General features: G+C 74.1%; 14 protein-coding genes and 1 pseudogene. 8 read left to right on the forward strand and 7 right to left on the reverse strand.

Going from position 1 to position 17,873, the window contains the following annotated elements; translation table 11 throughout:
* Positions 1-328: 328 nt before the first annotated feature.
* The gene (locus tag OG711_RS27890) at positions 329-1,585 is read right to left on the reverse strand and encodes a sensor histidine kinase (protein WP_329561168.1); all 1,257 of its coding nucleotides are present in this window, start codon (positions 1,583-1,585) and stop codon (positions 329-331) included.
* Entirely contained in the window at positions 1,582-2,244 is a 663-nt protein-coding gene (locus OG711_RS27895; RefSeq protein ID WP_073793496.1) for a response regulator transcription factor, read from the reverse strand. The genes OG711_RS27890 and OG711_RS27895 overlap by 4 nt, the downstream gene beginning before the upstream one ends.
* Positions 2,245-2,423: 179 nt before the next feature.
* On the opposite strand from OG711_RS27895, the gene OG711_RS27900 reads away from it, so the two are divergent.
* The 4 genes from OG711_RS27900 (at position 2,424) to OG711_RS27915 (ending at position 7,567) form a co-directional block, all read left to right on the forward strand.
* Positions 2,424-3,863, forward strand: a complete 1,440-nt coding sequence (locus OG711_RS27900) for an ABC transporter permease (protein WP_329561170.1) — start codon at positions 2,424-2,426, stop codon at positions 3,861-3,863.
* A gap of 1 nt (position 3,864) precedes the next feature.
* Positions 3,865-4,539: an ABC transporter ATP-binding protein gene (locus tag OG711_RS27905; protein ID WP_329561172.1), complete on the forward strand. Its 675-nt coding sequence runs from the start codon at positions 3,865-3,867 to the stop codon at positions 4,537-4,539.
* A gap of 236 nt (positions 4,540-4,775) precedes the next feature.
* Complete coding sequence (locus OG711_RS27910; RefSeq protein WP_329561173.1) at positions 4,776-5,663, forward strand: alpha/beta fold hydrolase; 888 nt, start codon at positions 4,776-4,778, stop codon at positions 5,661-5,663.
* A 404-nt stretch (positions 5,664-6,067) separates the two neighbouring features.
* A complete protein-coding gene (locus OG711_RS27915) occupies positions 6,068-7,567 on the forward strand; it encodes an MFS transporter (protein ID WP_073793492.1) in 1,500 nt (499 codons plus the stop codon).
* Positions 7,568-7,646: 79 nt separating this feature from the next.
* Here the strand turns inward: OG711_RS27915 and OG711_RS27920 are convergent.
* Positions 7,647-8,069 (reverse strand): annotated as a pseudogene (locus OG711_RS27920) (response regulator); the annotation flags it as partial.
* A gap of 107 nt (positions 8,070-8,176) precedes the next feature.
* Positions 8,177-10,489, reverse strand: a complete 2,313-nt coding sequence (locus tag OG711_RS27925) for a protein kinase domain-containing protein (RefSeq protein WP_329561176.1) — start codon at positions 10,487-10,489, stop codon at positions 8,177-8,179.
* A gap of 333 nt (positions 10,490-10,822) precedes the next feature.
* Between OG711_RS27925 and OG711_RS27930 the strand changes: the two genes are divergently transcribed.
* From OG711_RS27930 to OG711_RS27945, 4 genes are all read left to right on the forward strand, one after another.
* Entirely contained in the window at positions 10,823-11,452 is a 630-nt protein-coding gene (locus OG711_RS27930; RefSeq protein ID WP_079185040.1) for a hypothetical protein, read from the forward strand.
* Entirely contained in the window at positions 11,449-12,807 is a 1,359-nt protein-coding gene (locus tag OG711_RS27935; protein ID WP_266514936.1) for a peptidoglycan-binding domain-containing protein, read from the forward strand. The genes OG711_RS27930 and OG711_RS27935 overlap by 4 nt, the downstream gene beginning before the upstream one ends.
* Positions 12,804-13,541, forward strand: coding sequence for an ABC transporter ATP-binding protein (locus OG711_RS27940; protein WP_329561180.1), 738 nt, complete (start codon positions 12,804-12,806; stop codon positions 13,539-13,541). Before OG711_RS27935 ends, OG711_RS27940 begins: the two co-directional genes overlap by 4 nt.
* Positions 13,542-13,630: 89 nt before the next feature.
* Entirely contained in the window at positions 13,631-14,815 is a 1,185-nt protein-coding gene (locus OG711_RS27945) for an ABC transporter permease (protein WP_329564091.1), read from the forward strand.
* Positions 14,816-14,929: 114 nt separating this feature from the next.
* Here the strand turns inward: OG711_RS27945 and OG711_RS27950 are convergent, their stop codons facing one another.
* From OG711_RS27950 to OG711_RS27960, 3 genes are all read right to left on the reverse strand, one after another.
* Positions 14,930-16,609, reverse strand: a complete 1,680-nt coding sequence (locus tag OG711_RS27950) for a sensor histidine kinase (RefSeq protein WP_329561182.1) — start codon at positions 16,607-16,609, stop codon at positions 14,930-14,932.
* Positions 16,606-17,292, reverse strand: coding sequence for a response regulator transcription factor (locus tag OG711_RS27955; protein ID WP_099282204.1), 687 nt, complete (start codon positions 17,290-17,292; stop codon positions 16,606-16,608). Before OG711_RS27955 ends, OG711_RS27950 begins: the two co-directional genes overlap by 4 nt.
* 194 nt (positions 17,293-17,486) lie before the next feature.
* The gene (locus OG711_RS27960) at positions 17,487-17,759 is read right to left on the reverse strand and encodes a helix-turn-helix transcriptional regulator (RefSeq protein WP_073793486.1); all 273 of its coding nucleotides are present in this window, start codon (positions 17,757-17,759) and stop codon (positions 17,487-17,489) included.
* Positions 17,760-17,873 lie beyond the last annotated feature (114 nt).

Here is a 17,873-nt window from a genome sequence, read left to right on the forward strand (position 1 = left end):
GGCCTCCGGGGTGTGGGCGGTGCGCGACGGGGTGGCGTGCGGGGGTGGTGCCGTGGTGGTGCGTGGTGGTCCGGGTGCGGTGCGGGGTGGTGCGTACGGGGTCGCCGTGGTGCGTCCGGGCGGGGACCGTTGCGGACTCAACCATCGGACGGTTCCCACGGTAGGTCCCGGCGCGGCCGTCCGACATGGTGCCCCCGGTACGGGGCCGGGGGCGCGCGGAAGTGCTCGGGCGCCGGGGTCGTACCCCGGGCGTGAGGGCCGGGACCGGGAGGCGGCCCCTCGGCGGGGCCTGCCCTCGGCCACGGCGGGCCCTGCCGGCCGCGGAGAGCTACCGGCCGCCACCCGGGGCGGGGCCCTCCTCATGGGCGGGCGACACCGGGAGGCCGACCCGGAGGGTGAGTCCGCCGGTGGGGTTCGCGGTCGCGGTGGCCGTACCGCGGTGGGAGGCGGCGATGGAGCGGACGATCGCCAGGCCCAGACCATGGCCCGAGCGGTCGCTGCCGACCCGTGAACGCACTCGGTAGAACGGCTCGAAGAGCCGGTCCACCACGGCCCCGTCGACATACGGACCGGTGTTGTCCACCTCCAGCACCACCGTCGTCCCGTCCTGGACGACGGAGAGATGGACCGAGCCCGCCTCGGTGACGTTGTGGGTGAGCGCGTTGTCGAGGAGGTTGAGGACCAGCTGCCGCAGGAGGGCGGCGTTGCCCATGACCTCGCAGTCGGCCTCGGCGTCCACGGTGAGGCGGACCCCGCGCTCCGCCGCTCGCCCGGCCCGGTCGGCGGCGGCCCCTTCCGCGAGGTCGGCCAGGTCCACGGGGTCGGGGTCGAAGGGGGCGTGGTCCGCGGCGGCCAGGTCGAGCAGGGCCCGTACGACGCTGATGTTGCGTTCGTTGGTCTCCTGGAGCAGCCGGGTGAGCTCGGTGAGCTCCTCGCCGGCCGGGGCGCCGGCGGCGACCTGGAGGGCGGCCCGGGTGGTGGCCAGGGGGGTGAGCAGTTCATGGGAGGCGTTGGCGGCGAACCGCTGGTGCGCGGCGAAGGACCGCTCCAGACGGGCCAGCATGGTGTCGAAGGTGTCGGCCAGCCGCTTCAGCTCGTCCTCGGGACCCCGGGCGTGGATGCGTCCGGTCAGATTGCCGTCCGCCGCCCTGGCCGCGGCCTCACCGATGGTGTGCAGGGGGGCGAGCAGCCGCCGGGAGAGCAGCCAGCCGGCGCCGAGGCCGAGCGCCATCACCAGCAGCACCCCGCCGGCGGACACCAGCAGGACCGTGTTCCAGACGTCCTCCTCACTGGAGATGCTGTCCGCCCGCTCCATCGTCCGGCTCCGCGGCGAGGCGGGGTCGAGCGGGAAATGGGACGCCACGGCCGGGCCGGGCGACGCGTGGGGGAAGGGGCCGTCCGGGACGATGACGGTCGTGCTGAAGTCGTACGTGGGCAGGAAGCGCATCCCGACGTAGATGATCGCGACCATCAGCGTGGCGCACACCCCGAGGGCGCCGCCGAAGCCGAGGAAGAGGCGGCCGTGGATGCTCAGGGCCCGCCGCCGCTGCGCCCGCCCGCGCCGCCGCGGTCCCGGCCGTGTCACCCGGTGCCCAGGTAGTAGCCCGCGCCGATCGCGGTGTGCACCAGCCGGGGTTCGCCGAGTTTTCTGCGCAGGGTGTGCACCACCAGGCGGACCGCGTTGGTGAAGGGGTCGGTGTGCACGTCCCACGCCTTGTCGAGGAGGTACTCGGCGCTCAGCACCCCGCCGTCGGCGCGCATCAGCAGCTCCAGCACGGCGAGTTCCTTCGGGGCGAGGCGGATGCCGGTGCCCGCGCGGCTGACCTGGCGGCGATGGGTGTCCAGCCGTACATCGGCGAAGGTCAGGACCGGGGAGTGGGCCATGGGGCTGCGGCGGTACAGCGCCCGCAGCCGGGCGACCAGTTCGGGGAAGTCGAAGGGCTTCGCGAGATAGTCGTCGGCGCCCAGCCCGAGGCCCTCGACCTTGTCGCCGAGCCGGGAGGCGGCGGTCAGCATCAGCACGCGGCAGTCCAGACGCAGCGCGACGATCCGGCGGCACACCTCGTCGCCGTGGATCTCCGGCAGGTCCCGGTCGAGGACGACCGCGTCGTAGTCGTGGACGGTGAGCTGCTCCAGGGCCCGCGCCCCGTCGTGCACCACATCGACCGCCATCGCCTCCCTGCGCAGCCCGATCGCCAGGACCCGCGCCATGAACTGCTCGTCCTCGACCACCAGCACCCGCACGCGCGACACCCTCTGCTCTTCATCGGTCCGACGGTTCGTTCCCGGTGGGCGGCCGGCCCCGCCGGACGCCCACCGGGTCCGTCCTACCAAACGGCGCCTTTGATCCGTGTATGAGATCCCCGCCGCGACGGCCCGCGGGCAAACCTCCGCCGAAACACCGTCCTCCTAGCGTGAGCGCCATGAATCTGTTCAAGCGGGCCTGGTGGCGCCTCTGGTGCCATCCGGGCAAGACGGTGATGCTCGTCGGGCTGTTCTTCGTCATCTGCACCCTGGTCCTGTCCGGGTTCCTGATCCGGTCCGCCGCGGCCCGTGCCGCGGTGGACGCCAAGAGCAGCGTGGGCGCGGTGGCCACCATGCAACTGGACCTGAACGCCTATCTGGAAGCGGGCAAGGGCAGCAAGAGCGGCGGACCCGGCGCGGCCGGGCACCTCGGGGCCGACGCCGATATGCGGCGCGTCCTCGTGGACAAGCTCTGCGGGTCGCCGGTCGTCGCCGGGTGCAACTACACCAAGGACGGTGTGGCGGGCCCCACGGACCAGGTCAAGGTCCATCAGCCGGTGCCGCCGCCGCCCGGCCAGAGCGATGAACTCGACTTCTTCAAGGCGGACGGGGTCCGTGATCTGCGAGCGGCCAAGGACTTCCGCAACGGCGACTCGAAGATGGTCTCCGGCTCCGGGATCACCCCGGCCAGCCGGAGCGACATGGTCGTCATCGAGGAACGGGTGGCCAAGGCCAACCGCCTCAAGGTCGGTGACCGGGTCCAGCTCAACGCCAACATCCAGAAGCCCGACGGCAGACTCACCACCAGGAAGACCGGCTTCGTCGTCGCCGGCGTCTACCGGAACAGCACGGCCGACCCCCGGACCTATGTGTCCCCGATGCAGGCGCCGTCGAACCAGATCTATGTCAGCGCCGACGGGGCGACCCGTCTCGACGGCAGGAAGGTGGGCGCCGACGGCGGATACGTCCGGTCGGCCACCTTCACCCTGCGCGACCCCGGTGATCTGGACCGGCTCAGGGACGACGCCGAGGCGGCCGGACTCGACCCGAAGATCTACCCGCTGAGCGTCAACGACAAGCAGTACAAGACCCTGGTCGGCCCGATCGGCAGGACGGCGGACTTCGCCTCCCTCACGGTGTGGCTGGTCGCCGTCGCGGGCACCGTCATCCTCGCCCTGATCATCGCCTCGAACCTGCGTGAACGCCGTAAGGAGATGGGCATTCTGCTCTCCCTCGGCGAGAAGAAGCCCAAGCTGCTCGGCCAGCATCTGGCGGAGGTGGGCGCCTGCGCGGTCCTGGCGATCGGCTTCGCCGCCGCCGGAAGCCAGTTCATCGCCCAGGGTGTCGGTGACCGGCTGCTCTCCGGTGAGGTCTCCTCCGCCAGGAACTCCGCCGCCGACGAGGCCCCCGGGCAGCTCCTCACCGACCCCACCGGCGGTGGCCTCAAGGAGGGCACCGAGGAGGTCGAGCCGATCGACGCCATCGAGATCGAGCTCGGCGCGGGGGACATCGGCGCTGTCGGCGCCACCGGCCTCGGTATCGCGGCCCTGGCCACCATCGTCCCCGGCATCCGGGTCCTGCGGCTCCACCCGCGCGACATCCTCACGAAGGGCGACTGACATGACGACCCCGATCCTGGAGCTCAGCGGTCTGAGCCGGACCTACCAGTCCGGCAACAGCCGCCGCACCGTCCTCAAGGACGTCGACTACTCCTTCGAGCAGGGCCGGATGTACTCCGTCATCGGCCCCTCCGGCAGCGGCAAGACCACGCTCCTCTCCCTCGCCAGCGGACTCGACTCACCCACCCGGGGCACCGTCCGGTTCAAGGGCGAGGACGTCGCCGGGATCGGACTGGGCCGCTACCGCAACCGCCATGTGGCCACGGTCTTCCAGTCGCTGAACCTGCTCACCTATCTGACGGCCGTCCAGAACATCACCTCCGCCATGGAGATCACCGGCGTGAAGGGCGTCAACAGGAAGAAGCGCGCCACCGAACTCCTCGGTCTGCTCGGGGTGGAGGAGTCCGACCGGCACCGCCGCACACCGGAGCTCTCCGGCGGTCAGCAGCAGCGCGTCGCCATCGCCCGCGCCCTCGCCTGCGAAGTGGACATCCTCTTCGCCGACGAACCCACCGGCAGCCTCGACCAGGACACCGCCGACGGGATCATCGAGGTGTTCCGGAAGCTGGCGCACGACGAGGGCAAGAGCGTGATCCTGGTGACCCATTCGCGGGAGGTGGCCGACGCCTCCGACGAGGTGATCCGCCTCAAACGCGGCAAGCTCATCAGTGGGTGAGTGGGTGAGTGGGTGAGTGGGTGAGTGGGTGAGTGGGTGAGTGGTGCGCGGTGCGGGTGCGTGCGTGGGGCGGCGGGTGCGCGGGTCGGCGGGTGAGCGGGCCGGTGCGCGTTCCACCGCAGGGGTGACAGGGTGCCCGGACGGCCCAGAACGTGACAGGACGGCCTCCGGCGGCGAAGTAGGGTCATCGCGCCTCAAACGCCCCGACCGGCCCGCCCCCGCCCAGGAGTCCCGTCATGCTCGCAGCCGCCGCCCGTACCGCGCCCGTCCGGACCGTCCGGGCGGGCGCGGTCGATCTCGCCACCCGGGCCTGCGGTGACCCGGCCGGTCCGCCGGTCCTGCTCGTCAACGGCGCGGGGGACACCATGGACTGGTGGCACGACGATCTCGTCGACGCGCTGGCCGCCGCCGGGCGCCATGTGATCCGCTACGACACCCGGGACACCGGCGGCTCCACCACCTTCCCGGTCGGCCCGCCCCCCTACGACGGTGACGACCTCCTCGCGGACGCCCTCGGGGTGCTCGACGCGTACGGGGTCCGTGCCGCGCACGTCGTCGGGGTGTCGATGGGCGGCGGACTGGCCCAGCGGATGGCCGTGCTGTGCCCCGGGCGGACGCTCGGCATCACCCTGCTGTCCACCAGTCCCGGTGGGCCGGGTGCGCCGGGGAACACCGACCTGCCGCCGATGAGCGCCCCGCTCGCCCGCTGGTTCGCCGCGCCGGGGGACGGCCCCGACTGGGGCGACCGGGAGTCCGTGACCGGTCATCTGCTTGCCCTGGAACGGGCCTTCGCCGGGACCATCCCGCTGGACGAGCCACTGCTGCGGGCCACCGCCGGGCGGGCCTGGGACCGCAGTCCCGTACCGGCGGCGGCCACGAACCACTGGCGGTTGCGGGGCGGGGTTCCGGTGCGGGGGCGGCTCGGTGAGGTCGCCGTACCGGCGCTGGTGCTGCACGGCACCGCCGATCCGCTCGTCCCGTACGGGCACGGGGAGGCGCTCGCCGCGGAGATTCCCGGCGCGCGGCTCGTTCCGTTGCGGGGGATGGGGCATCAGATGCCGCCCGTCGAGGTCTGGGGGGTTCTGGTGCCCGCGTTGATCCGGCATACGTCCGGCGGTCGCTGATCGCCTTCGCTTGCGCTTGTGGGGTTTCCCGCGCTTGTTCCGGTGCGGTCGTTCGTGGGGTGCGGGTTCCTCGCGGCCCTGGGGTTTGTCCGGGTGGGCGTGCTTGTTCCTGTGCGGGTCGCTCGGTGGGTGCGCAGTTCCTCGCGCCCCTGGGTTTCGTGTGCTGGGCGTACCTGGTCCTGTGCGGGTTGTCCGTGGGTGCGCAGTTCCCCGCGCCCCTTGGGTCTGTCCGGGTGGACGCACTTGTCCCCGCACAGGTCGCTCGGTGGGTGCGCGGTTCCTCGCGCCCCTGGGTTTCGTGTGCTCGGCGTACCTGGTCCTGTGCGGGTGTGGTTCCTCGTGGCCCTGGGGGTCTCGTACCGGGTGGTGATGTACATCGGGTGGGGGCGCTGTCAGCATGGGGCATGCTCAGGAACGCCATCGGGGACGGACGCGCCCATGCCGACGACCGGGTCCCGTCGGCCGGACGGGGGCGCGGGAGCGGGGGGCGTGCGCCGCTGTGGCTGCTGGTGGCCACCGCCTGTGCCGGGCAGTTCCTCGTGGTACTCGACGTGTCCGTCGTGAACGTCGCGCTGCCGTCGATGCGGACCGCGCTCGACATGAGCCCCGCCGCGCTCGGCTGGGTGGTCAGCGCGTACTCCATCGCCTTCGCCGGGTTCATGCTCCTCGGCGGACGCGCCGGTGATCTGTGGGGACGGCGGCGGATGTTCCTCGTCGGACTCGCGCTGTTCACCGTCGCCTCGCTCGCCGGGGGCCTCGCCCAGGAGGGCTGGCATCTGCTCGCCGCGCGCGCCGCGCAGGGCCTCGGCGCGGCCGTTCTCGCCCCCGCCACCCTCACCATCGTCACCGCCGCAGTCCCCGAAGGGCCCGCCCGCGCCCGCGCGCTCGCCACCTGGACCGCCGTCGGCGCGGGCGGTGGCGCGGCGGGCGGCTTCGTCGGCGGGGCGCTCACCGACGGGCTGTCCTGGCGCTGGGTCCTGCTCGTCAACGTCCCCGTCGGTGTGCTCGTCCTCGCCGCGGCCGTCCGCTGGATACCCGGCGGCCGCACCGCCACCGGCCCCCGGCGGCTCGACCTGCCCGGGGCGCTCCTCGTCACCGCCGGGGCCACCGCCCTCGCCTACGGGATCGCGCGGACCGAGACCGCCGGCTGGTCCGCGCCCTCGACCCTGCTGCCGTTCACCGCCGGACTCGCGCTGCTCGGGGTGTTCCTCCTGGTGGAGGCGCGGACCAGGGAGCCCCTGATGCCGCTCGGACTCTTCCGGTCCCGCGCGGTCGCCTCCGCCAACGCGGCGATCCTGCTGTGCGGTTCCGGGATGTTCGGCATGTGGTTCTTCATGACCCAGTACGCGCAGAACGTCCTCGGCTACTCCCCGCTGGACGCCGGGCTGGCCCTGATACCCAGTTCCCTGAGCGTCGTCGTCGGCGCGCAGACCGCGCCGTTTCTGATGCGCAGGTTCGGGGCCCGCGCCGTCGCCGTCGGCGGCACCCTCCTCGGGGCGGCGGGCTTCGGCTGGCAGTCCACCATGGGCACCGACGGCACCTATACGACGGCGATCCTGCTGCCCGGGATACTGATGTCGCTGGGCGGCGGACTGTGGACCACCCCGCTGGCGTCCCTCGCCACCTCCGGCGCCGCGCCGGGCGACGCGGGTGTCGTCTCCGGGCTGATGAACACCTCCCGCACCCTCGGCGGCGCCCTCGGCCTCTCGGTGCTCACCGCCGTCGCGACCGCCACCACCGCGGGCCGCGCCGGTCCCGAGGCGCTCACCGACGGCTACGCCGCCGCGCTGCGGCTCTCCGGGGGCCTCCTGCTGGCGGGCGCCGCCCTGATGATCGTGTGGCTGCCGCGCGGCGGCGGGACGAAGCCGGTGGCCGTACCCCCCGCCGACTCCCCGGCCCCCTGAGGAAGTCAGGGTCCGTCCGCGTGACCGGGCCCGGACACCTCCGCCCGGCCCGTACCTCCTACAGAGCGGGGCCGGGCTCCGCGGCGGCCAGCGCCGGGTCCACCACGGTCTCCCCGGTGAGGACGCCGCGGATCGCGCGGGCCAGCTCCTCGACGGGGGAGTCCTTCACCAGGAAGCCCACCGCACCCGTCGCCAGCACCCGGCGCAGATGCCCGGGACGGCCGGACGTCGTGAGCACCAGGACGCGGCACTCCGGGACCTCGTCGCGCAGCGCGGCGGCGGCGTCCAGCCCGCCGAGCCCCGGCATCCCGAGGTCCAGCAGCGCCACATCGGGACGGCACTCCAGCGCCCGCGCCACGACCGTGTCCCCCGTGCCGACCTGCGCGACGACGTCGAAGTCCGGCTCCAGCCCGAGCAGCAGCGCCAGCCCGCCGTGCGTCACGTCCTCGTCCTCGGCGAGCAGCAGCCGCACGGAGCGGGCCGGACGGTGGTCACGCGGCATCTCGTCCACGGCGTCAGGATAGGGCGGACCGCCGTCCGCCGCCCCTCGCCGTACTCCGCGCCGACCGGTCGGACCCGCCGGCGGCGTGGCCAGGGAACTCGTCGCTGTCAGACGTCCGGCAGCCGCCGGGCGACGGCCGTCGCGAGGGCCCTGGCCCGGGTGCACAGCTCCTCGGCGGGCCAGGGGGCCGCGACCGTCAGTTCCACCAGCTCGATGGTCTCCTCGCCCCGGACCCCGGGATAGACGCGGTGCTGGGCGCGCGCCACGCAGGAGTCCTCGCCCGCCCCGCCCGCCGTCACCGCGCCCGGCCGTCCGCCGAACCGGGCCGGGGTGCCGTCGTCGGTGAGGGAGTTGTCCCGGCTGAAGACGAGGTCGACCCGGACGTCCTGGGTGCCGCCGGTCCAGTCGCATCCCCAGTTCGCGAAGTCGGGTTCCCCGTCCGCCGGGTCGATCCCAGGGACCACCGCGAGCGCCGCCTCGTCCATCAGCGCGCACGCGTCGACCCCGGCCAGCGATTCGGCGGGGAAGCCGGGCCGCTCCGGGACGGGACCCTGGTTGAGGACCTTCACCGCGTGGTCGGTGGCGATCCGTACGAGGGCGCACGGATCGGGTGCGTCGGTGTGCTCGCTCCCGGCCGCGAGCCAGACCTGGTTGCCGTCCGGGAGCATCACATTGCGCTCGCACCCGTCGGACGACCGGGGGAGTTCGGCCACCGTCACCGCGCCGCGCGTCGTCCTCGGGACGGAGCCCAGCTCGGCGGGGTCACTGGCGAAGTCGACCTGGACACCCGCGAGGAAGTCCCCCTTCCGCGCCCCCTTCGGACCGTCGCCGTCCTCCCGGGCGTACAGGAGGACGTCACAGCGGTCGAACGCCCCGTACGCCGTGTGCAGGGACGCCCTGCCGTACGAGGTGAACCCCGTCGGGTCCAGCAGCGCGCACGGGTCGGCCGCCCGGACGTCCCCGAGGACTGCCCGCGTACCCGCCCGGGTGTCAGGGGAGTCGCTGCTCCCGCCGTCCCCCGGCCACAGCCACCAGCCCGCCCCGGCCGTGCCCGCGAGCAGTACGCCGGTGAGCGCGACGAGGACGGCGGTACGTCGCGGGAAGCCGGGCCCCGGACCATCGGGGCCATCCGGATCGTCGGGGGCGCCGGGGCTCTCGGGATCGTCGGGGGTGCCGGGAACCTCGGGCCGCTCGGGCCTTTCGGACGCCGGGGGCGGGGCCGGGGCGGCTTCCGTGGGCGGTCGCGGGGCCGGGGCGGCTTCCGCGAGCGGTGGGTGTGCCGGGGTTTCCTCGCCGGGGGCGGCGTCCGGCGGGGCGGACGGGACGGTCCGGCCGTCGTGTCGCGGGGCCTTGACGGTGGTCACGTCGGCCGTCGCCCGTTCCCCCGCACCGGACCCCCGCTCGCCGTCCGGCGTCCGCAGCTCCGCCGCCCGCTGGGCCACCCCGGCGCCCGGGACGGGCCCGGTGGTCGGGGCGGGCCACGAACGCGCCCCGGCGACCGCCGCCGCACCGGGCTCCGGCGGGTTCCCGGGTGCCGCGCCGTCCCGCCGCCGTTCACGCGGGGACGGCACCCCGGGCGAACCCCCGGCTCCGGCATGAGCCCCACCCCCGGCCCCGGTCCCGATCGCGCCGAGCATCCCGTACGCCTCCCGGGCGTCGGGGCGGTCGTCGGGGTCCCGGGCCAGCAGCGCGGCCAGCACCCGGGCGAACGGACGGGTGGCCCGCCGCGCCGGTTCCGTCTCCCCGCCGCACGCGCGGGCCAGATACACCGCCGGGTGGTTCGCCTCGCCCCACGGGGAACGCCCCTCGACGGCCGCGTACAGACTGGCGCCCAGCCCGAACACGTCCGCCGCAGGTCCGGCGGCCCCGCCCCGGGCGACCTCCGGCGGCAGATACGGCGGCTTGCCCCGGACCGACAGGGTCAGGGCCCGCGCCGGGTCCTGCCACAGCGCGCTGGAGATGCCGAAGTCGGTGAGGGTGGCCAGGCCCGTCGCGGTCACCAGCATGTTCTCCGGGGTGACATCGCGGTGCACCACGCCCTCGGTGTGCGCGGCGGCCAGCGCGTCGGCCGTCTGGCGCCCGATCGCGGCGACCGCCGCCGAGTCCAGCGGGCCCTCGTCGCGCAGCACCTTGGCCAGGGTGCGGGACGGGACGTACTGCATCACGATCCAGCAGGCGGGCTCCTCCACGAAGAAGTCGAAGACGGAGACGATGTGCGGATGGTCCTGGCAGCGGGCGATGTTGCGGGCCTCGTCCATCAGCCGCGCGCGGGCCCGTTCGTCGTCCACGAGGGTGCTCTTGAGCGCCACCGAACGGTCCAGCACCTCGTCGTGCGCCAGCCAGACCTCGCCCATCCCGCCTCTGCCGAGAAGCCTGAGCAGGTGGTACCGGCCCCCGACCGGCTCCCCGGTCCCTGTCATACGGCACTCCCCTCGTCCCTTACGCTCCCGTGGCGCGCGCCACGGGAGCGTAAGGGAGGCGGACGGCGGCCGGTGGCGGGTTCCCGGGACCGCCACGGCACAGGGGAAGTGTTCGGGGGGCGTGCGTTCCCGGGCGCGCGCCGGTGCGGCGGAGGAGCGGGCGCCGGGACAGCGCATGATCACGGGACAGGTTCTTCAACAGTTCTTCATGGGTCCCGCCCTACGGTCGCGTTGTCCGGAGCGGGCGGCCCGTCCGCCGGACGGCTCAGGGCGGTAGCCGGGACATGACCGGTCCCGGCTACCGCCCGTGAACCCGGAGGGGAACCGAACACGGTGAAGGACACGACGAGCAGGCACGGGACGTCCGGCGCGATCAGGACGGCGCGTCGGCGGCCGGGGCGCGGGGAGCCCGGCTGGACGCGGTGGGCCGTCGCGGTCCCCGTGCTGCTGGTGACGCTGGCCGCCTGCGGAGCCGAACCGGAGCGCAGCGAGGTCCCGTCGGCGGGCGGCGGCAAGAAGGCCTCGGCGGAGGTGGAGAACGAGATCGACCAGTACATCGAGTCGGTCGGTGTGTGGGCGAAGTGCATGAGGAAGGAGGGCTTCCCGTACACGGACCCGGACTCCAAGGGGCGGACCGAGTTCGAGGGGGACGGCCGGAAGGCGAAGACGGACCCCAAGTTCACCGCTGCCCATAAGGCTTGTGAGAAGCACAGCAAGCCGGTGCCCGAGGAACTGGAGCGCCGTAACGCCCCGAAGCTGAGCGCCAAGGAGATCAAGAAGAGGCAGGAGTACTCCAGGTGCATGCAGGAGCAGGGCTCGCCGGACTTCCCCGAGATCGACGCCGAGGGGACCGAGGTGTCACAGGAGTGGGATCAGAACACCTCGGGCGCCAAGCGGGCGTCCCGGATCTGTGAACCGATCCTCGGCAACCCGACGATACCGCCCAGCGAGCGCAAGGGATGAGCGCGACGGACACAGGCGGGGGCACCCACGGCCGTCAACCGGGCCCGGACCCCGAACCGGGGTCGGACCTCCGCACGGACTCCGTATCCCGGCGCAGAAGGGTCGTCCCGCGCGGGCGGCGCGGCCCGCTGCTGATCGGGGTGGCCGTCGCCGTCGCCGCGGTCGCGGTCGGCGGCGCCATCGGTCTCGACCCGGGCGGCGACGAGGACCCACCCTCGGGGGGCCGGGGCGGGACCTCGGTGGAGGTCACCCGCCGCACCCTGGTCGACCAGACCGCCGTGGACGGGACGCTGGGGCACGGGCCGGAGATCCCCCTCCCGGTCAAGGCGACCGGCACCGTGACCTGGCTCCCGCAACAGGGCGACCGGATCACGCGCGGCGCGACCGTGCTGCGCGTCGACGACCGCCCGGTGACGCTGCTGTACGGCGCGCTGCCGATGTACCGGGATCTCGGCCCCGGGGGCCCGCTGACCCCGGACACGTCGCCCGGTCCCTCCACCGCGAAGGGCGCGGACGACGCGAACGACGCGGAGAAGGGGACGGACGGCCCGGCCCAGACCTCAGGACCGGACACCGCCGACGCGCCGCAGGGAACCGCCGGGACGGACACCACGGGAAGTACAGGCGGCACGGGCAGCACGGGTATGGACGTCCGGCAGTTCGAGACCAATCTCGCTGCCCTCGGATACATCGACTTCACGGTCGACGACCGCTACACCGCGAAGACCGCCGCCGCGGTGAAACGCTGGCAGAAACACCTGGGCGTCCCCGAGACGGGCCGGATCGCGGTGGGCGATGTCGTCTACACCTCCGGACGGATCACGGTCGGCCGGGTGGCCGTCCGGGTCGGCGCCCAGGCGTCCCCCGAGGCCCTCGGCTACACCGGCGGCGAACGCCGGGTCACCGTCGAGGCGTCCGCGCAGGACGGCGCCTGGGCCGTCCGGGGCACCCGGGTCACGGTGGAGGTGCCCGGCGGCGAACCGGTCGAGGGCCGGGTGCGGTCGGTGAGCCGTGAGATGCGGTCCGCCGAGGGCGCGGACCCCGAAGGCGGCGGGAAGGCGGAAGGCGCGCAGGACGCGACCTTCACCGTCACCATCCGGCTGCTGGACCAGAGCGCGATCGGCCGGACCGAGAGCGCGCCGGTCACCGTGCGCTATGTGAGCGACCGGAAGGCGGGTGTGCTGGCTGTCCCCGTGGCCGCGCTGGTCGCCCTCGCGGAGGGCGGCCACGGGCTGGAACGCGCGGGCGCGGAGGGCGGGTTCGTCGCCGTGCGCACCGGGCTGTTCGCCGAGGGCATGGTCGAGGTCAGCGGCCGGGGGGTCCGCGCGGGTATGAAGGTGAGGGTCCCCGAGTGACGGCCGTCGTACGGTTCGACCATGTCTCGAAGACGTATCCCGGCGGGGTACGCGCCGTCGAGGACGTCGATCTGACCCTGGGACGGGGTGAACTGGTCGCCGTCGTCGGCCCCTCGGGCTCCGGCAAGTCCAGTCTGCTGAATCTGATGGGCACCCTGGACCGGCCCACCACGGGCCGCGTCCTCGTCGACGGCCATGACACGGCCGCGCTGTCCGACCGGGAGGTCTCCGCGCTGCGGGCCCGCCGGATCGGCTTCGTCTTCCAGCAGTTCCATCTGGCGGTCGGCGTCCCGGTCCTGGACGCCGTCGCGGACGGGCTGCTGTACGCGGGGGTGCCGCTGCGCCGCCGCCGTGACGAGGCCGAGGAGGTACTGACCCGGGTGGGGCTGGCCGCGCGCATCGGCCATCTCCCGCATCAGCTGTCCGGCGGTGAACGCCAGCGGGCGGCGGTCGCCCGCGCGGTGGTCGGCGGTCCGGCGCTGCTGCTCGCCGACGAGCCCACCGGCAACCTCGACTCGGCGTCGGGCACGGCCGTACTGGAACTGCTGCGGGAACTGCACGCGTCGGGCACCACGGTGGTCGTCATCACCCATGACCGCGAGATCGCCGCGTCGCTGCCCCGGCGGATCGAGATGAAGGACGGCCGGATGACCACCGACACGGGCCCACCACCTCCACCGGGACCGGCGTCGGCCGGGGTACCCACCGGGGCGCGCGCGGAGGCCGGACGGTGAGCGGCCGGCGCGGAGGCCGGGGCGGACCCGGGAACAGCGGCGGGGACAAGGACAGGGACAAGGACAGGGACAGGGGGAAGGGCGGGACGCTGCGGCCCGCCCGGCTCGGGCCGCGGGACCTCGTCCGGCTCGGCGGCACCGGGCTGCGGACCCGCCCCCTGCGGGTCTTCCTGTCCGCGCTGGGCGTCGCGATCGGGGTCGCCGCGATGATCGCCGTCGTCGGGATCTCGGCATCGGGCCAGGCCGAGGTGGACCGCAGGCTCGACCGGCTCGGCACCAATCTGCTGCGCGTCGAACCGGCCCCGCCGCAGGGCGGTGAGCAGAGGACCCCGCTGCCCGAGGAGGCCGTCGCCATGGTGCGCCGACTCCCTCCGGTGCTGCGGGCCGAGTCGACGGGTCTGACCGAGGCCCGGGTGTACCGCAACCAGGACATCCCGGTCGGCCGCACCGGTGGCATCGACGTCGTCGCCGCGTCCCCCGGGCTGCTCCCGGCGGTCGGCGCGTCCGTACGGGGCGGCCGGTGGCTGGACGAGGCGACCGAGGGCGCCCCGGCGGTGGTGCTCGGGGCACAGGCCGCCCGGCGGCTCGACGTGGAAGCACCCGGCACCCGGCTGTGGCTGGGCGGCCGGTGGTTCTCGCTGATCGGGGTGCTGGACCCGGTGCCGCTGGCCCCCGAACTCGACCGGTCCGCCCTCGTCGGCGTCCCGGCCGCCGAGAAGGTCCTGGACCATGACGGCAGACCCACGACCGTCTACATCCGGGCCGACGACCGTCAGGTGGCCGGGGTCCGCGCGGTGGTCGCCGCCGCCGCCAACCCCGCGAAGCCGTCCGGGGTGCTGATCTCCCGGCCCTCCGACGCGCTCGCCGCCCGGGACGCCACCGAATCCGCGCTGAACGGGCTGCTGCTGGGCCTCGGCGGGGTCGCCCTGCTGGTGGGCGGGGTCGGGGTGGGCAACACCATGGTCATCTCGGTACTGGAACGCCGGTCCGAGATCGGGCTGCGGCGGGCGCTCGGGGCGACCCGGGGCCAGATCCGCACCCAGTTCGTGACGGAGTCGCTGCTGCTGTCCGTGCTCGGCGGGATCGCCGGGACGGTGCTCGGGACCCTGATCACCGGCGGGTACGCGGTGCTGCGGGAATGGCCGGTGGTGGTGCCGCCCTGGGCATCGGCGGCGGGCACCGGTTCGACGCTGCTCATCGGGGCGCTGGCCGGGCTCTACCCGGCGGTCCGCGCCAGCCGCCTGGCCCCCACGGACGCCCTCGCGGGCACCTGAGACGGCGGGACCTGGGACGGCGGCCGACCGGGGGCAGGGCGGGCCGGCGCGCGTCGCCGTGGTGCGTTCCCGGCGTCACGTCGGGTGGCGGCCGGACACCGGCCGGTGGCGGCATCAAGTGCCCCCGCCCGTAAGGCCCTTCGGTACGGGCAGCGTCACCGTGAACACCGTCCCCGTACCCACCTCGCTGCTCACCTCGACGCGTCCCCCGTGGTCGTCGACGATCTGCCGGGCGATCGGCAGCCCGAGCCCGCTGCCGCCGGTGGCCCGGCCCCGGGCGCCGTCCGCCCGCCAGAAGCGGTCGAACAGATACGGGAGCTGGTCGGCCGGGATGCCGCTGCCGGTGTCCCGGACCGTCAGCGCGGCCTCGGCGGTACGGGCGGTCCGGCCCGTGCCCCGGTCGGCCACCGCCAGGGTGACGCGGCCCCCGGCCTCCGTGTGCCGTACGGCGTTGCCGACCAGGTTCGACAGCGCCTGCCGCAGCCGTGCGGGGTCGCCGTGCACCAGGACGGGCAGTGGATGGGGGACGACGGCCAGGGCGACGCCCGCCCCGTCGGCGAGGGCGCGGTGCGCGGTGGCGCAGGCGTCGAGGAGATCGCGGGCGTCGAGTTCCGTCCGGTGGTACGTCAGCGCGCCCGCCTCGGCGAGCGCCAGGTCCTGGAGGTCGTCCACGATGCGCTGTTGCAGCATCGCCTCCTCGTGCAGCGAGGCCAGCAGCTCCGGGGTCGGCTCGACGTACCCGTCCTGCATCGCCTCCAGATAGCCCCGCAGATTGCCCAGCGGGGTGCGCAGTTCATGGGCGATGTCCCCGATGAGCCGCCGCTGGCGCTCCTCACCGGCGGCCAGCGCGTCGGCCATCCGGTTGAACGACCGGCCCAGTTCCCCGATCTCGTCGCCGCCCGACGCGGGCACCCGGCGGGCCAGATCCCCCTCGGCGAGCCCGCTCGAGGCCGCCGTCAGATCCTTGACCGGCCGCAGCACGGCCCGGCTCAGCAGCAGCGCCCCGAGCACCGCCGCACCACCGACCCCCAGCGCGACCAGCACCGCCGGGCGGCTCGCCACGGTGAGCCCCGTGTCGTCCAGCGCCCCGAGGCTCGCCCGCAGGGGCTGCGGCCCCACATCCACCGTCTGGAGGGCGAAGGCCCGGCTGGCGCAGGCCATGGCGAGGTCGTGGGAGACGGCCGCGCAGTCCTGGGCCCCGGCCACGGCACGCTCGTGCTCGGCGTCCGTCACCCTCGGCAGCGCACAGCCCCCGGCCCGGGTCCGGCCGCCGGGCCCCCGGTACACCGGGACGTTCATCCGGTCACGGTGGACGGACGGGGTGATCCCGGCCAGTGCCAGGCACTCGGCGAACCGCACCGAGGCGCGGTAGTCGACGATCGACAGGAGGGTGGCCTTCGTCAGCGGCGTGGGCACCGTCCCGGGCCCCGGGAACACACCCGCCTGCGGCCGGGGGTCGATCAGGAACGGCGGGGCCGCGCCCACCGGCCGGGGTGTGCGCCCGCCCAGGGCGTCCGAGTCGATGGTGAACTCGCCGGTCTCGTCCTGGACGCGGATGCGCTGACCGGTGCTCTCCGTCAGCGACCGGACGACCTTCTCCACACCGTGCCAGGTGCCGTGCCGGTCGGCGTGCTCGCGCAGCCGCCGGTCGACGGTCACCACGTCCTGGCGGTCGGACACCGTGGACTCCGATATCTGACGTGTGACCTGGCGGAGCGTCAGCCACGCGGTGGCCGCCGTCGCCGCGACCGCGACGAGCATCAGCAGCGCGAGCACCCGCACCCGGAAGCTCATAGGTCGGTGAGCCGGTAGCCCCGGCCGTACACGGTCTCCAGCCGGCTGGGCCGTGCCGGGTCGTGCTCCAGCTTCCTCCGCAGGTTCATCACATGGGCGTCGACGGTGCGTTCGAGGACGTCGTGGTCGAAGCCGAAGGCCCGCTCGATGATCTGCCCCCGGGTGAAGACCCTGCCCGGTTCGCGGGCGAGCGCTTCGAGGATGCCGAACTCCTTGGACGTGAGAGTGACCGTCCGGCCCTCGACGCGCACCTCGAACCGCGCGGTGTCCACCTCCATCCCGCCGACCCTGAGCACGGCCGGGGCCGCCTCGCCGGTGGATCTGGACCGGCGCAGCAACGCCCTGACCCGGGCGGCCAGTTCACGCGGACTGCACGGCTTGGTGAGATAGTCGTCGGCGCCCAGGTCCAGGCCGAGCAGGATGTCCTCCTCGGTGGTCCGCGCGGTGACCAGCAGGATCGGCACCTCGGACTCGGTGCGCAGGATGCGGCACACGTCGAGGCCGTCGACCAGCGGCAGCATCACGTCGAGGACCACGAGGTCGGGCCGGGCCGTCCGGGCCTTGTCGAGGGCGGCCCGGCCGTCCCCCACCACATGGACGGCATGACCGTCCTGTTCCAGATAGACCCGGAACAGCCGGGCCTGCTTCACGTCGTCCTCGGCGACAAGGATGCGCGCGCCCAAGGATGCCTCCCGCCCCCGGTGATGCATTGCGGCAACGGTAGTGCACGGACAGACGCCGCTCCGGGCCGTCTCACACCAGCAGGACGTCCGTGCCGCCGTACCGGTCCTGGACGATCGCCCTCATGAGCTGTCCCCTGACGCGCCGTCGCGCCATGTATCGGTGCGAATGTGTCGGTGCGTCAAAGGTCGGTGCGTCAAAGGCCGGCGGGCCACGCGTCGTCGGGGTTCATGTCCGGGTTCGTGTCGGGGTTCGTGTCGGCGTACTGGAAGAGATCCTCCAGGGGAACGCCGAGGACGCGGGAGATCTGGAAGGCCATCTCCAGGGAGGGGGAGTGCCGGCCCTGCTCGATGGCGATGACGGTCTGCCGGGTGACCCCGAGGCGGCGGGCGAGTTCCGCCTGGGTCATCAGTCCGTGTTCGAGCCGCCGGAGCCGGACGATGTTGGTGACCCTGGTCGGCCTCACCATGCCGACAACCCCCTGCGGCGAGCGGCGCTTTGGGTGACCGGGCCGAGGACCGCCGACAGGGCGCACGCGAGGTGCGTCGCGTGCGCGAGGGCGGCGACCCCCGCCATGATCCAG

Origin of the sequence: Streptomyces uncialis, assembly GCF_036250755.1 — a bacterium.
In the GTDB taxonomy this organism is placed as follows: Bacteria; Actinomycetota; Actinomycetes; order Streptomycetales; family Streptomycetaceae; genus Streptomyces; species Streptomyces uncialis.